This window comes from Herbidospora galbida (assembly GCF_005233835.1).
GTDB classification, from domain to species: domain Bacteria; phylum Actinomycetota; class Actinomycetes; order Streptosporangiales; family Streptosporangiaceae; genus Herbidospora; species Herbidospora galbida.
The window spans coordinates 193364-208596 of the sequence record NZ_SZQA01000005.1 but is presented as its reverse complement, the minus strand read 5'-3'; the positions used below and the strand labels follow the sequence as shown (position 1 = coordinate 208596).

The window sequence follows — 15233 nt, the reverse complement described above, 5'->3', positions numbered from 1 at the left end:
GTCCGACGATTCCGCCGGGCGCTATGGTGTGGACGTCGTGTGCGCCCGGGGGAGGACCCATGCCCGCTGGCCCGTTGGAGCCGGGAGACCCGCCCTTCGTGGGCACCTTCGAGCTCGTCGGGCGTCTCGGCGAGGGCGGCCAGGGCATCGTGTACGAAGCCCGCTCCTCCTCAGGCGAGCGCGTGGCCGTGAAACTGCTGCGCGGCGGAGCCGACCCGGCCATCCGGCGGCGGCTGGGGCGCGAGCTGGAGTCGGCGCGGCGGGTGGCGCCCTTCTGCACCGCCAAGGTCCTGCACGCCGAGATCGACGTGGCCGCGCCCTTCGTGGTGAGCGAGTTCATCGACGGCCCGTCGCTGCACGACCGCGTGCGCGACCGGGGGCCGCTGCGCGAGGGCGAGCTCGAACGGCTGGCCGTGAACACCGCCGCCGCCCTGGCGGCCATCCACGGCGCCGGGGTGGTGCACCGCGACTTCAAGCCGGCCAACGTGCTGCTCGGGCCCGACGGCCCGCGCGTGGTCGACTTCGGCATCGCCCAGCTCGCCGACGCCGGCACCCTGCCGACCTCCATCTCCGGTACGCCGCCCTACATGGCCCCCGAGCAATTGGGCGGCGTCCACGGATCGGCCGCCGCCGACGTGTTCTCGTGGGCGGCGACCATGGTCTACGCCGCGACCGGCGAGCCGCCCTTCGGCAACGACACCGTCGCGGCCGTGTTCAGCCGGATCCTGAACACCGCCCCGCGCCTCGACGGCGTGCCGTCGCCCTTACGGGAGACCCTGGCCCGCTGCCTGGCCAAAGACCCGGAGGCGCGGCCCACGGCCCACGAGCTGTGGGTGATGCTGATCGGCGTGGGGCCGCAGACGGCGGTGCTGACGGAGCAACGACGGCGCGGCGGGCCGAGCCTGGCCGCCGCCGCGGGCATCGGCTTCGCCGTCGCGGTCACGATCGGCATCCTGTGGACCGCCCTCAACGGCACCCCCGAGACCGGCACCCCCGAGACCGGCACGTCCGAAACCGGCACGTCCGAAACCGGCGCCTCCGAGACGCGCGCCCCGGAAACCGGCGTCCAGACAGAGCCGGCCACCGCTCCGGTCCAGGGCGACGGCGTCCCCGCGGCCTTCGCCGGGACCTGGACCGGCGACATCGTCCGCGACGCGGTCTCCACGGTCGACGGCCCGTCCGGGCCAACCTCCGTCACCCTCGTCCTCGAAGGCGGAACGCAGGGCGGCACCTGGCGGCGGGGGGACTGTGAGCAGGACGTCAAGCTTCGCACGACCCGCCAGAACGGCCAGATCCTGGAGATGTCCGTCGTCCAGCTCGGTCAGTGCGTGGGCGGCGACTTCACCCTCACGCTGACCGAGCCGGCCGAGCTGACGTTCGAGGGCCAGGAGGGTGGCAGCTCCGTCCTCTACCAGGGCACTCTGACGAAGGGCTAGGCCTGCGCGAGCTGGAAGGTGTACCCGCCGGTCTTGGCCGTCCCCGACCTGACCACCAGCGCGTACTTCCCGTCGCCGTTGGCGAGCGGGATGGGCGCCTCGTAGCCGCACAGCGGGATCGGCTGGCGCGCCGTCGCGACGCTCTTCTCCGCCGCGTCGACGAGTTCCAGTTCGATGGCCTGGCAGGCGCCGTTGCCGCCGATGAGCTTGATGGCCGTCGCGCCGCCGGAGTCGAACTCGTAGCGGTCGATCCGGCCCGGCACGTCGAGCTGGCCGTTGACGCTCAGGCCGATCGTGGTGGGGATGTCACGCACCTTCACCGTCGCCACGCGGAAGCTGTAGGGGCCGACGACGTTCGTCTGGCCGTACACCTCGAGACGGTGTGTTCCGGTCTTGGTCAGCTTCACGACGGTGGAGCCCCACGTCATCGCGAACCCGGACGGGCTGATCGGTTCGCCGTCGACCTCGGAGACGATCTGGAACTCGATGCCGTCACCCGACATGTCGGTCACGTAGAACTCGCGGGCCTCGCCCAGGTCGAGCGGGTAGGTGTCCCGCTGTCCGGCCCGGGTGAGCTCGGCGGAAATCTCGGCGCCGTCGGCGACGACGTCCGAGGCGGGTGCGGCGGACTCCTCAGGGGAGGAGGCGGGTTCTGCGGCGTCCGGCGTCGCGGTGCTGACGACGGTGGTGGTGGCGGGCTGTTCGCCGGAGACGGCGGCGCAGCCGGTCATGGCGAGGAAGACGAGGGCGATGGGGAGAGCGGCCTTCATGCCACCAATGGTGCTCAATCCGGCTTGCAGTCGGCTTTCCGGCCGCCCTCGCCCCGATCAGTCCATCACCTCGTCCATGGTGATCGGCAGTGACCTGATCCGCTTCCCGGTCGCGTGGAAGATGCCGTTCGCGATGGCGGGCGCCACGCCGACCAGCCCGATCTCACCGATGCCCTTCACCCCGATCGGGTTGAACGCGTCGGGTTCCCCCACGAACTCGACGTGGACGTCGGGGATGTCGGCGTTCACCGGGATCAGGTAGTCGCCGAAGGTCGCGTTGGCGATGCGGCCGGTGTCCTTGTCGGTCACCGTGTCCTCGAACAGCGCCATCCCGACGCCGCCGACGGTCCCGCCGAGGATCTGGCTGCGGGCCAGCTTCTCGTTCAGGATCCGGCCGCCGTCGTTGACCGTGACGATCCGGGCGACCCTGACCCGCCCGAGGTCCTCGTCGACGCGTACCTCCACGAACCGGGCGCCGCGCGCCCCGGCCGGGGTCATCCCGAGCTGGTCGGGTGAGTTCGGCGTCGAGTTGCCGTCGGCCGACAGCTCGGTCAGGCCGTGGACGGCCAGGATGCGGGCCAGCGACTCGCCGCGCGTCGGGTCGCCCTTGCGGAAGAGGCGGCCCTCCGACACCGCGACGTCCTCGAACGGCACGTTGGCCAGCGGCGAGAACGGGTCGGTCCCGGCCAGGTCGACGAACTTCTGGATGAGCCGCCCGCACGCGTCGTGCACGGCGCTGCCGAGCGCCGCGGTCAGGCCCGAGCCGCCGGCGGCGGTGCCCACCGGCATCGAGGAGTCGCCGAGCTGCATCTCGACCTGGTCGACCTCCAGCCCGAGGAGCCCGGCCGCGAGCTGGGCCATGATCGTGTACGTCCCGGTCCCGATGTCGGTGACCGCGCTGCGGACGTACGCCGACCCGTCGCCCCTGACGATGACCTTGGCCGAACACGGCTGCTGGTACCAGAAGAAGCTGACCCCGGCCACGCCGTAGCCGACGAGCTCGTGCCCGTCGCGCATCGACCCGATCTCCGGGTTCCGGTTCGACCAGCCGAACCGCTGCGCGCCCACTTCGAGGCACCGGCGCAGCGCGTTGCTCGACCACGGACGCCCGGTCTTCGGGTCGACCTCGGCGTAGTTCAGCAGGCGTATCTCCAGCGGGTCGAGCCCGACCTCCCACGCCAGTTCGTCGATGGCCGACTCCAGCGCGAAGTTGCCCTGGGCGTCGCCGGGGGCGCGCATGAAGTTCGTCCACGGAATGTTGAGCCGGACCTGCTGGTCGCGGGCGGTCACGTTCGGGCTGGCGTACGACCAGGTGGAGACCGAGGAGCAGGGTTCGTACTCGTCGCCGTCGAGCGGGAGCGTGGTGAGGCTCTCGTGCTCGATCGCGGTCAGCCGGCCGTCGCGGGTCGCGCCGAGCCTGATCCAGTTGATGCTGCTGGTGCGATGGCCTAGACCGGTGAACATCTCCGGCCGGGTCAGCTCCAGCTTGACCGGGCGGCCGACGTGCCGGGCGGCCATCACCGCGAGCGGGATGTGCGACCAGCAGCGCAGCCCGGCGCCGAACCCGCCGCCGACGAACGGCGTCAGCACCCGCACGGCGTCTCTCGGGAGGCCGAACATCGCGGCCACCACCTGCTGGATCATGTTCGGCCACTGGTTGGAGTCGTGCAGGGTCAGCGTGTCGCCGTCCCACGACGCGAGGGTGGTGAACAGGCCCAGCGGGTTGTTGGTGTTCTCCGAGGTCGTGTACGTCTGGTCGATCATCACCGGGGCCCGGTTGAGCGCCGTCCTGACGTCGCCCCAGGCGGTGTCCTCCCCCCACGGGTCCTTGATGCGCTCGGCCCTCGGGTCGTGCGGGTCGAGGATGGCCTCGTGGCGCTCGTACTCGACCTCGATCAGGCCGGCGGCGGCGGTGGCGTTCTGCTGCGTGTCGGCGACGACGACGGCGATGTACTGGCCGTAGAAGCGGATCGCGTCGTCCTGGAGCGGCGGCTGCGGGTTCTTGATGAACGTCGCGGGCGCCTCGCCCAGATGGTCGGCGTTCTCGTGGGTGATCACTTCGAGCACGCCGGGCGACTTCTCGGCCGCCGTCGTGTCCATGCGCGTGATCCGTCCCGACGGGATGGTCGAGCGCACCACGGCGGCGTAGGCCATGCCGGGCAGGTTGACGTCGTTGGGGTATCTGGCCTGGCCGGTCACCTTGAGCGGGCCGTCGACGCGGTCGACGCCCGCCCCCAGGATGCGCGGCTGCTGAATGGTCGTCACGAGGTCACCTCCGTGAGGGCGCGGATCAGGGTGCGTTTGGCCAGCTCGACCTTGAACGCGGTGCCCGGCACGATGAACGGGTCGCGGATCGTGCCGTCGGCCGCGCTCCGGAAGGTGTCGGGGGTGGCGGGGGCCTCGCGCAGCACCTCTTCGGCCTCGAAGCCGCGCCACGGGATGGTCCCGACCCCGCCCATCGCGACCCGGGCCTCCTTGATCACCGGCCCGTCCATGATCACCGCGATGGCGGCGGACGCGAGCGCGAACTCGTAGGACGCCCGGTCGCGGATCTTCAGGTAGATCGACCTGGTCCCCTCCGGCGGCAACGGGATGTCGACCGCGGTGATGAGCTCGCCGTGCCGCAGCACGTTCTCCCGGTCCGGCGTCTCACCGGGCATCAGGTAGAACTGCGTCAGCGGGACGAGCCGCTCGCCCTCCTCGCTCTGGATGTGCACCACCGCGTCGAGCGCCACCAGCGCCACCGCCAGGTCGGAGGCGTGCAACGCGATGCAGGCCGGGCTCGCGCCGAGAATGGCGTGCATCCGGGCCACGCTGTTGACCGCTTCGCACCCCGACCCGGGCTCCCGCTTGTTGCACGCGGGCACGGCCGGATCGCGGAAGTAGCGGCACCGGGTCCGCTGGAGCAGGTTGCCGCCGATGGTCGCCATGTTGCGCAACTGCACCGAAGCGCCGCGGAGCAGCGCCTCCACGACGAAGGGCGCCCGTTCCATGAGCGTACGGTCGGACGCCAGCTCCTCCATGGTGGTCAACGCCCCCACCTGGAGCATCGTCCCGTCCCTGCGCACCCCCCGGAGCGGCAGCCGGGTGATGTCGACCAGCAGGTCAGGATGGAACACGCCGTCCTTCATCAGGTCGACCTCGGTCGTCCCCCCGGCGAGGAAGTCGGCCTCCGGGTCGTGGGCCACCGCCCGGATCGCCTCGGCGACCGTGGCCGGCCGCTCGTAGCGGAACTCATGCATGACGGGCCACCTCCCGCACCGCCGCGACGATGTTGGAGTAGGCCCCGCAGCGGCACAGGTTGCCGCTCATGTACTCCCGGATGTCGGCATCCGTACCGGCCCGGTTCTCCCCCAGCAGCGCGACGGCCGACATGATCTGCCCGGACGTGCAGTAGCCGCACTGGAACGCGTCGTGCCGGACGAACGCGTCCTGCAGCGGATGGGACTCCAGCCCTTCGATGGTGGTGATCTCCCGCCCGTCGCACTGGGCCGCCAGCGTGAGACACGCCAGGATGCGCCTGCCGTCGCAGAGCACCGTGCAGGCGCCACAAGCGCCCTGGTCACAGCCCTTCTTGGTGCCGGTGAGATCGAGCCTGTCGCGGAGGGCGTCGAGAAGAGTGACCCTGGGGTCGGCCAGGTCCAGCGGATATTCCGTACCGTTGACGGTCAGCGTGGTCATGAGGTCCCCCTTTGTAGCGACGCTAACCATTGGGGTGGGGACGGTCACAAGTGTGTACGGACGAGGATCAACACCCTCATGGGGGAGATCTGACCTGCTCCTGGCAAGGCGCCCCGTTTGCCACGAAGCGGATCAAGCCTTGCGTCAGGACTGCGGGAAGTCGGTGCTGTGGGCCAGCTCGCGTCCCGCTTCGATGTCCGACTGGAGAGCCTCGACTTTGGCTGAGGCGTAGGAGTAGGCGTCGGAGCCCAGGAGCCGGCGGAGGGGGCCTTCCCCCGTCGCCACCAGCGAGATGATCGCGGCGGCGCCCTTCACGGGGTCGCCGAGCTGGCTGCCCTGGAGGTTCAGGTGGTTGTCGGTCATCTCGCGGATGGACTCATAGCCCTCCGTCGTCGAGGTCGGCAGGGCCAGCGAGTCGGTGGTCAGGAAGCTGGTGCGGAAGTAGCCGGGCTCCACGAGGGTGACCTTGACACCGAACTCCGCGACCTCGCCCGCGAGCGCCTCGGTCAGGCCCTCCAGCGCGTACTTGCCCGCGCAGTACAGGCCCCAGCCGGGAACGGCGACCAGGCCCAGCACGGAGGAGATGTTGACAACGTGGCCGCGCTTCTGCGTCCTGAAGATCGGCAGCACGGCCCGCAGGACGTTCCAGACGCCGAAGACCTGGACGTCGAACATCCGCCTGGCGTCGGCGTCGGGCGTGTCCTCGACCGAGGCGAGGAAGCCGTATCCGGCGTTGTTGACCACGACGTCCAAACCGGCGAAGCGGTCGGTGGTGCGGCGGACCGCTTCGGCGACGGCGGCCTCGTCCGCGAGGTCGACCTCCAGGGCCAGCAGCCGGGAGGTGTCCACGTCGGCCAGGGCCTGGGTGAGGCGTTCGGTGGAGCGGGTGGTCGCGGTGACATTGTGACCGGCTTCGAGCAACTGCCGTACGAGCTCCAGGCCGAGACCGCGGGAAGTGCCGGTGACGAACCAGGTCGCGGGGAGGTTGGTCATGTGAATCTCTCCTTCATGTGGTGGGGCGTGATTCAAGTCTTCGCCGCGAGAGGGCTCGGGCCGGCCTCATATCCGGCCCACTGCGTCCTAGGACGCGGCGTCCTAGGCAAGGCCGATCCAGGCTCGCCCAAGCGGTTTTTGGCAAGATGAGGCCATGGCGGCCGAGAACAGGGAGCTCGCGGATTTCCTCCGTCGGGCCCGGAGCAGAGTCGACCCGTCCCGCGCGGGCCTGCCGGCCGACGACCGCATCCGCCGGGTCCCGGGCCTGCGCCGCGAGGAGGTCGCGCTGCTGGCGGGGGTGTCCACCGACTACTACACGCGGCTGGAGCAGGGGCGGCGCATCACCCCGTCGGCCGGGGTCCTCGACGCGATCGCCCGCGCGCTCGGCCTCGACGCGGCCGGGCGCGAGCATCTCGGCCACCTGATCGGACCGGCCACCGGGACCCGCCGCCGCGTCCCGAGCGTGCAGAGGGTGCGCCCCGGGCTGCACCAGTTCCTCGACGCTCTGGAGGGCACCCCCGCCCTCATCCTCGGCCGCAGGACCGACGTGCTGGCCACCAACCGCATGGCCAGAGCCCTGATCAGCGACTTCGACGCGCTCCGCCCCCGCGAGCGCAACTACGCCCGGTGGATGTTCCTGACCGACCAGGCGCGCGACCTGTTCGTCGACTGGGAGGTGCAGGCGCGCGCGGCCGTGGAAAGCCTCCGTCTCGACGTCGGGCACGACCCTGGGGATCGGGTCGCCGAGGAACTGGTGGCCGAACTCTCCGAGCGCAGCCCCGAGTTCCGGCGGTGGTGGGAGGAGCACGGGGTCTACCAGCGGACGTTCGGCTCCAAACACCTGCGCCACCCGGTCGTGGGGGAGCTCACGGTCGACTACGAGACGCTCACGATGCCCGGTGACCCCGACCAGACCCTCTTCGTCTACACCACCGAGGCCGGAACCGCCTCACACCAGGCCATGCGGCTCCTGACCAGCTGGGTCCTGTCCGGTGGCCGTGTTCAGGAGGATGCGTTGGGACGAGAGGGCAGACCGTGACGATGCGTGTGACCGTGGCTCCCTGAGACCTCAGCAACAGAGAAGGTCATCACCGGCTTCGCCACCGTCATGCCCTGCTCGTTCCTCGTGTCACGGGTGCGCGATTCGCAGAAACGGGCCCCCCGTCTGCGCGCCGGAGCAGTCAGCCGTGGTGGCCGGTGGTGATCCGCGGGTACAGAACCACATGATGGCGCTCGGGGGTGCTGAATGGCCGCCTATATTCGGTGGGATCTTACTTACGACAAGTTCCGGCAGGCATACGATAATTACTCTGTCGTTTTGGGCCTGCGGCTCGTGGACCTCTGCGGCTACGAGATCGCCGGACAGGCGCATTACGCGGCGATCTGGGAACGCGGGTCGGGGCCTCAGCAGTGGACGGACCACGCGCTTCCGTTCGACGACTATCTGACGGTCTATACCGAGCGCAGGGCCGCCGGATTCCGGCCTGTCATCGTCAACGGCTACAACGTCGGCACGAAGGTCTACTTCGCCACCGTCTGGGAGAAGCAGGAGCGCGCGGGGCATCCGCTGTGGACTTCGTATCACGTGGTCGGGCTCGCCGATCTCTACACGCTCGTGATGGAGCACAGAAGGAACGGTTACGTTCCCGTTGACATCAGCGGATACCGATTGGGAAGCGGCGTTTTCTGTTCTGTCGTCTTCGAGGGGTGGCCCGGATACGACACCAGGTGGGACTGGATTCAGCCACAGGTGTCCGCCATCAACTACCAGAACTCTTTCGACGGAATGGACCGAGAACGTTACCGCCCGGTTCGCGCCATCGGATTCAGCGTTCCGAATTCCACCTACAACCGTCTCGACCACTTCACCTCGCTGTGGCGAAGGGGCGTGGGGCGGCCGTTCGTCGCGCGGCACAACCTCGATGTCGGCGCCTTCAAGTCCGAGGTCGAGCACCACGAACGGGAGAAGTATCGGCCGGTGTCGGTGGGAGGATTCTCCGCCGGTTTCGGATCGGCCGCCGTGCAGCGGTTCTGCCCGATCTGGGAAAAGCGTGAGGCGGGCCCGGTCATCGAGGGCCTGGTCGAGACGTTCATGAAGTACTACGACGTGCCGGGGTTGTCGCTGGCGATCAGCGTCGACGGACGGTTGGTGCACGCCGAGGGGTACGGCGTGGCGGACCGGGCGAGCGGCGAGAAGGTGACGGCCGCAAGCCGGTTCCGGATCGCGAGCGTGGCCAAGCCGATCACGTCCGCCGCCGTCATGAAGCTCGCGGAGACGGGCAGGCTCAGCACCATCGACCTGGTCTTCGGGAACAGCGGGCATCTGGCGAGGTTCGGCACGCCGACCGATCCCAGAGTCGAGGACATCATCGTCCTGCACCTGCTGCGGCACTCCTCCGGCGGCTGGCCGTACCGCCCCGACGATCCGATGTTCGGCGACCCCTCCCTCGACCATCAGCAGCTCATCACGTCGGTGCTGGCCAACCGGCCGCTGAACCATGATCCGGGCACCCGCTACGCCTATTCCAACTTCGGCTACTGCGTACTCGGGCGGGTCATCGAAGAGGTGACCGGCGAGTCGTACGAGGCTTACGTACGGCGGGAGATCCTGGCCCCGTGCGGGATCTTCGACATGGAACTGGCGGGCGACACCCTGGCCGACCGCCGTCCCGGCGAGGTCGTCTACTACGACCAGAACGGGGGCGACCCGTATGGCATGGCCGTGACCCGGATGGACGCGCACGGCGGCTGGCTGGCCAGGGCGAGCGACCTGCTGCGTTTCCTCGCGCGGGTGGACGGGTCGGCCACCCCGCCGGACATCCTCGACCCCGACTGGATCGCCTACATGACCAAGCCCTCGGGGCTGGCGGGCTCTGACGGCTATGCCTGCGGGTGGTCGGTTCACGGGTCCAGGTGGGGTCACGGCGGAGACCTTCCGGGAAGTACCTCGCTCCTGCGGCGCATCGGAGGATTCGGCGTGGCAGCCTTGATCAACACGCGGTATCTCAAGGACGCCTCCGATCCGCTGGACACCAACGCGGGGCTGTCCAAACTGGTGGAAGCCATCCACGACCAGGTCGATCACTGGCCGGCAGGTCCGCCTCTCTGAGCCCGGTCGGCCCGGGGCCCCACGCCGGGCCGCGGTTCGGCTGACCGTCCGATGGATCGCGTCGGCCACGCTCGCCACGATCCGTCCCGGGCAGAACATCCAGCGAATCACCTTCCCATTGGGCCCGAGTCCCTGGTCGCCTCAGGCCCGCGACAACAGTTCGATATGTCGCCGAACCGGTCACCACGCCCACGGGCAAGGAAGGCCGATCGACCAAGGAGACCAAGCGGAGAACGTCCTCCAAGGCCGCAAGGTCGTCAGGGATCGGCGCCTACGTGGTGATCAGCCTCACCATCGAGACCATCGCCGATCTCGTCGGGCACGCCGGCACCGGCTCCGATCGTTGATCAACAAGGGCGTCTTCGGCATGAAGTGAATTGGCCTCAGCAACAGAAAAAGGCCCGACCCACGAAGTGGATCAGACCTTTTGCCTGGTAATACACCGTCGGGGTGGCGGGATTTGAACCCACGACCTCTTCGTCCCGAAGGAAGACCAGGCTGTCTGAGGAAGTCGACGGGAGTCGATCGGAGTAGCCCTTACCTGGGCGAAAGCTTGGAGGAGGTCGGGGTCAGGCTGAGGGGGCCGTGGTGCGTTGGCTCCCTGCTCTGGCTCCCGGCCAGGTAGGTAAGCGCTGTGACAATCCACTCGCGGACACCTAAGAGACGTCCCGCAGTTGCGATACACCTGTCCGGCGGGTTGCCGCCGGTAGTCCACGGATGATCTTCCTACATAACCAGGCTTATGATGGAAGATCAATAGGTGTTTCATCCCCTTGTGGGCAATTGCCCTCCGGGGCTGTGGATCCCTCGACAGCCTCGCCCTCACCGACCTTCACCAGACGCGCCCTATATGCCAGGAGCTCCAGTCGCCAACCCTCCGGCCAGTGTGGTGGCTGGCGGAAGATCGCCGCGTCGAACCAGGTGTCCCCGTTGAAGGTCGCCTTGCCGAACTCGGCGTGCTTGTTGAAGGTCGCCTTGCCGAACCGGGCGTCTCCGGTGAAAGTCGCCCCGCCGAACCGGGCGTCCCAGAAGGTCACCCAGTTGAATGCGGCGTCTCCGGTGAAGGTCGCCCCGTCGAATTGGGCGTCCCCGGTGAAGGTCGCTCCGCTGAACAAGGTGGTCTCGGTGAAGGTCGCCTCGTTGAACCCGGCGTCCTTGTTGAAGGTCACGAAGCCGAACCAGGCGTACTCAGTGAAGGTCGCCTCGCTGAACCCGGCGTCCCCGGCGAAAATCACCCCCCTGATCACCGCCGGCTTGTAACGACCACACACGGTCACCCACGCTCCCAGCGCCACCGCTCCCGACCCGAAGGGCCCGCGGACAGGCCGTGACCCGCGCACGGCGGTCCTTCCACACCTGAAACCCGGCCTTCACCAGCCGAAACGATCCTCGCCGAAGAATTGGAACGGAAGAATGATCACAAGAAATCACGCGGGGGATTCAGGCTTCAGTCCCCTTCTCGGTGGTGGTCCGGCGGTTGGCGGGGACGTGGTCGTTCAGGCGGCGGGCGAAACGGGCGCGCCGCATTCGCTGCTCGTCGGCCAGGTGGGCCAGGTAGCTGACGTGCATGGTTCCTCCTCAGGAAGTTCAAGCACCAGGAAAGTGCTTGGTGGATCGGTGGGATCCCGTCTGCGGTCCATTGGAGGAGGAACCGGTTGCAAGGCGCTTGAGTTTCCCCTACATCTCGTGTCCGGTGAGGGTCGTCCAGGAGCAGATCTGGCTCGCGCTGGACGGTTGTGAACCCGGCCCGCTGGATCCCAGAAGACCAGCAGGGCCCCGACGCCGTCACCAGCGCCGGGGCCCTTTGCGTTGCCGGGAGAGCCGGGCCAACAGCGCGATATGCGTCGGGTTCCCTGCTGCAAACTGTTCAGCTCGGCTGAACCCGCCGCCTTCAGCGGAGCAAGATAGTGGGTAAGTCCGCCTTACCGCTCCCGACCGCCGCCCAGCCCTTTCAAAGTGAGGCCGCTGTGGCGGCCAGGACCCGGGTGCTGGCGCGGTCGTCGACCGTATCGAGCCGCATTCCGACGGGGTGTTCATCCGCCTACGTATCGCGACGAAGTGACGATACCTTAGCACTCTTAATGATCTTGAGCTGCTCAGTGATTCTCAGGGAATCGTTCTCCTGATGGCTGAGTCGCTTCCTTTGTTAGTGACGCTTGGTGATCGTCTCAGCGGTTGTCTTTGTCTTCGTCTCGCGCGCGTCTGCACATAGGCACTGAGACGAAGACGTGAGACAAACTCTGAGACGATCACCAAACGTGATGGGCGGCTGATTCGTCACGCGCCGGCGGTCGCCGTGGTGCCCGACGAAAGGTTCGCCGCCTGGCCGTCGACGAGCGCAGTCTCCGCGCGATACCTGTCCCATTCGGAGCCGCGCTGCTGTGCGCGTAACCGCTGTTCGGCGGTGGCGGGAGGCGGCTACCATCACGCTGACCTTCGGGGGCTGGCGAAGGGAGAGCATGTGATGTCGGCGTCCGCCGAGCCGGACCCGCACCACGCCTCCGCCGTGGCTGCACCCGCCCCGGACGACGTCGGCGGCGTGCAGGACGTCACTGGTTCCACCGTCGGAGGGGACGTCAATCAGATCGGTTCCGCTAGGAACGTCATGATCGACGATCATCACTATCAGGCGGCGCGTGCACCGTTGCCGGACGCCGCCACGGTCGAGGTCCCCGCGGGACTTTCCGGGCTGCCCCGCCCCGCGGCGGCGGTGTTCGCTGGCCGCGAGCGCGTCCTGGCACAGACGCGCAAGGCGCTGAAAGCCCCGTCCTCGGCCGGGGTGGTGATCATGCAGGCGGCCGCGCGACAAGGTAGTCCGGAATGTCGCCGAGTTGGTCACCACGCCCACGGGCAAGGAAGGCCGCCGAGCAAGGCCCTGACGCAAGACCAGGCGGAGAACGTCCTCAAGGCTGCAAGGTCATCCGGGCTCAGCGCCTATGTGGTGATCAGCCTCACCACGGGCGTACGGACCGAAGAGGCCCGCGCGCTCCGCTGGGATCACGTCGTCGCCTGGATACCGGCTCAGAAGAAGTGGCAGCCGGTCACGGAGGCAGGGTTCAACCACAAGAGGTTCGCCATCTACGTGTGGCGTGCCGACCGAGTAGGAGGTGACACCAAGACCCGTCGGTCGCGGCGCACGCTGGAACTCCCCACGATGGCCGCACAGAGCCTCAAGCAACACCACACCCGCCAAGCCGCCCACAGGCTCGCAGCAGGGGAGGAGTGGCAAGATCACAATCTGGTGTTCTGCACCAGCGTCGGAACGGGACTGGACGCCGCGAACGTGCGGCGCGCATTCCGCAAGATCACCCAAGACGCCGGGATCGGGACCGACTGGACACCCCGGGAACTGCGTCACTCGTTTGTGTCGATCATGAGCGACCAGGGCGTACCCATCGAGACCATCGCCGATCTCGTCGGGCACGCCGGCACCAGCTTCACGGAGGAGGTCTACCGGCACCAGCTCAGGCCGGTGATCACGAAGGGCGCACAGGCAATGAACATCGTCTTCGGTAGAAGCCGCGCAGAGTCCGAGTGAGTTGGCTCCCCGATTGGCTCCCTGAGACCCTCAGCAACAGAAAAAGGCCCGACCCACGAAGTGGATCAGACCTTTTACCTGGTACTACACCGTCGGGGTGGCGGGATTTGAACCCACGACCTCTTCGTCCCGAACGAAGCGCGCTGCCAAGCTGCGCTACACCCCGGTGCTTTCTGCCTCGTTGAGTCTAGCGGACTTTCGCCGCGCTTGCGTCACCGCGCCACGCGCGGCACCAGAGTCAGCAACGTCGCCTCCGGCGGGCACGCGAACCGCGCCGGAGCGAACGGGGACGTCCCGAGCCCAGCCGACACGTGGAGCCACGCGGAGTCGTGATGGGACAAACCCTTCACCCGCGCCCGATCGATCCCACAGTTGGTCACCAGGGCCCCGTAGAAGGGGATGCAGAGCTGCCCCCCGTGCGTGTGCCCTGCCAGCAGCAGCTGATAGCCGTCGGCCGCGAACCGCGTCATGTTCCGGGGCTCGGGAGAGTGCATGACCCCCAGGCGCAGGTCGGCCTCGGCGGGGGCCGCCCCGGCGATCCGGTCATAGCGATCAAGGTCGATGTGGGAGTCGTTGATGCCCCCGACAGCCACGTCAAGGTCGCCGACCTTCAAGCGCGCCGTCGTGTTGTTCATGTCGAGCCAGCCGGCCGACGTCATCGCCGTGCCGAGCTCCAGCCACGGCAGGTCGGGGATGTTCCGCTTCTTGCTGTCGGTCTTGGACGTCCGCCACAGGTACCGCGCCGGGTTCTTGAAATGCGGCGAGTACATGTCGTTGGAGCCGTACACGAACAGGCCCGGAAGATCCAGGAAGGGCTCGACGGCGCGGAGGTAGGCGGGGATCGCGTCCGGGTGGGAGATCGTGTCGCCCGTGTTGACCACCAGATCGGGTTCGAGCCGCGACAGGGACCGCACCCAGTTGATCAGGCGTGTGCGGCCCGGGGTGAGGTGCAGGTCGGAGATCTGCAGGATCTTCACGGGGCGGCGGCCGGGTTCGAGGACCGGCACGTCGAAGCGGCGCAGCCGGAACCAGTTGCGCTCGACGATCGACGCGTAGCCCAGCCCGGTGAGCCCGAGTCCGACCACTCCCAGAGGTACCGCTACGACTTTCCGCACATCCCAATCATGCCCGAACGCCGGGTGAGCCCGGGATAACCCGGAGAGATCCCCGGCCGGGACACGGCAAGATAGTGGGCCATGAGCGCTCTGAAAGACAGGCTGAAGGCCGACCTCACGACTTCTCTGAAGGCTCGTGACGACATCCGGCTGCGGACCATCCGCATGGCGCTGGCCGCCATCAACGTCGAGGAGGTCGCGGGCAAGGCCGTCCGTGAGCTGAGCGACGACGAGATCGTCAAGGTTCTCACCAAGGAGGCCAAGAAGCGCCGCGAGGCGGCCGAGGCGTTCGCCGGGGCGGGGCGCGAGGAGCAGGCGAAGGCCGAGCTGGAGGAGCAGGCCGTGCTGGAGGAGTACCTCCCGGCCCAGCTCTCCGACGCCGAGCTGGCCGCGCTCGTCGACGAGGCGATCGCCGAGACCGGGGCGGCCGGGCCGCAGGCCATGGGCCAGGTCATGAAGGTCGTCAACCCGAAGGTCGCGGGGCGGGCCGAGGGCGGCCGGGTCGCGGCGGCGGTGAAGGCGCGGCTGGCGGGCTGATCCGGCGCAGGAGAACGGCTGAGGGCCCTCCCCCCGATAGGGGCAGGGCCCTCA

13 protein-coding genes and 1 tRNA gene are annotated in these 15233 nt (G+C 68.4%); 5 read left to right on the top strand and 9 right to left on the bottom strand.

The window, feature by feature from the left end; all coding sequences use genetic code 11:
* The first annotated feature begins 59 nt into the window (after positions 1 to 59).
* Positions 60 to 1436, top strand: coding sequence for a serine/threonine-protein kinase (locus FDA94_RS08405; RefSeq protein ID WP_170990835.1), 1377 nt, complete (start codon positions 60 to 62; stop codon positions 1434 to 1436).
* Here the strand turns inward: FDA94_RS08405 and FDA94_RS08400 are convergent.
* The 5 genes from FDA94_RS08400 to FDA94_RS08380 all read right to left on the bottom strand — a co-directional run bounded on the left by FDA94_RS08400 (position 1433) and on the right by FDA94_RS08380 (position 6880).
* Entirely contained in the window at positions 1433 to 2206 is a 774-nt protein-coding gene (locus tag FDA94_RS08400; RefSeq protein ID WP_137246448.1) for a hypothetical protein, read from the bottom strand. The genes FDA94_RS08405 and FDA94_RS08400 overlap by 4 nt on opposite strands.
* A gap of 57 nt (positions 2207 to 2263) precedes the next feature.
* On the bottom strand, positions 2264 to 4471 hold the full coding sequence (locus tag FDA94_RS08395) for a xanthine dehydrogenase family protein molybdopterin-binding subunit (protein ID WP_137246447.1): 2208 nt from the start codon (positions 4469 to 4471) through the stop codon (positions 2264 to 2266).
* Positions 4468 to 5448 (bottom strand): FAD binding domain-containing protein, encoded by a 981-nt coding sequence (locus tag FDA94_RS08390; protein ID WP_137246446.1) that lies wholly within the window; start codon positions 5446 to 5448, stop codon positions 4468 to 4470. Before FDA94_RS08390 ends, FDA94_RS08395 begins: the two co-directional genes overlap by 4 nt.
* Complete coding sequence (locus tag FDA94_RS08385) at positions 5441 to 5887, bottom strand: (2Fe-2S)-binding protein (protein ID WP_137246445.1); 447 nt, start codon at positions 5885 to 5887, stop codon at positions 5441 to 5443. The genes FDA94_RS08390 and FDA94_RS08385 overlap by 8 nt, the downstream gene beginning before the upstream one ends.
* A gap of 144 nt (positions 5888 to 6031) precedes the next feature.
* Positions 6032 to 6880 carry an SDR family NAD(P)-dependent oxidoreductase gene (locus FDA94_RS08380; RefSeq protein WP_137246444.1) on the bottom strand — a complete coding sequence of 283 codons (849 nt, stop codon included), beginning with the start codon at positions 6878 to 6880 and terminating at the stop codon, positions 6032 to 6034.
* 154 nt (positions 6881 to 7034) lie between these two features.
* Between FDA94_RS08380 and FDA94_RS08375 the strand changes: the two genes are divergently transcribed.
* Together FDA94_RS08375 and FDA94_RS08370 are read left to right on the top strand one after the other, a co-directional pair.
* A complete protein-coding gene (locus tag FDA94_RS08375; protein WP_137246443.1) occupies positions 7035 to 7919 on the top strand; it encodes a helix-turn-helix domain-containing protein in 885 nt (294 codons plus the stop codon).
* A 207-nt stretch (positions 7920 to 8126) separates the two neighbouring features.
* Positions 8127 to 9989, top strand: a complete 1863-nt coding sequence (locus FDA94_RS08370; RefSeq protein WP_137246442.1) for a serine hydrolase — start codon at positions 8127 to 8129, stop codon at positions 9987 to 9989.
* Between the two features lie 740 nt (positions 9990 to 10729).
* Here FDA94_RS08370 and FDA94_RS08365 read toward each other — a convergent pair.
* Positions 10730 to 11284, bottom strand: a complete 555-nt coding sequence (locus FDA94_RS08365; RefSeq protein ID WP_212735226.1) for a pentapeptide repeat-containing protein — start codon at positions 11282 to 11284, stop codon at positions 10730 to 10732.
* Between the two features lie 145 nt (positions 11285 to 11429).
* Complete coding sequence (locus tag FDA94_RS41020) at positions 11430 to 11558, bottom strand: hypothetical protein (protein WP_281286547.1); 129 nt, start codon at positions 11556 to 11558, stop codon at positions 11430 to 11432.
* An 895-nt stretch (positions 11559 to 12453) separates the two neighbouring features.
* Here FDA94_RS41020 and FDA94_RS08360 point away from each other — a divergent pair.
* Complete coding sequence (locus tag FDA94_RS08360) at positions 12454 to 13527, top strand: site-specific integrase (RefSeq protein WP_137246440.1); 1074 nt, start codon at positions 12454 to 12456, stop codon at positions 13525 to 13527.
* Positions 13528 to 13619: 92 nt separating this feature from the next.
* Here FDA94_RS08360 and FDA94_RS08355 read toward each other — a convergent pair.
* Together FDA94_RS08355 and FDA94_RS08350 are read right to left on the bottom strand one after the other, a co-directional pair.
* Positions 13620 to 13693, bottom strand: a tRNA-Pro gene (locus FDA94_RS08355).
* A gap of 46 nt (positions 13694 to 13739) precedes the next feature.
* A complete protein-coding gene (locus tag FDA94_RS08350; protein ID WP_137246439.1) occupies positions 13740 to 14642 on the bottom strand; it encodes a metallophosphoesterase in 903 nt (300 codons plus the stop codon).
* A gap of 81 nt (positions 14643 to 14723) precedes the next feature.
* Between FDA94_RS08350 and FDA94_RS08345 the strand changes: the two genes are divergently transcribed.
* Positions 14724 to 15179, top strand: a complete 456-nt coding sequence (locus tag FDA94_RS08345) for a GatB/YqeY domain-containing protein (RefSeq protein ID WP_137246438.1) — start codon at positions 14724 to 14726, stop codon at positions 15177 to 15179.
* Positions 15180 to 15233 lie beyond the last annotated feature (54 nt).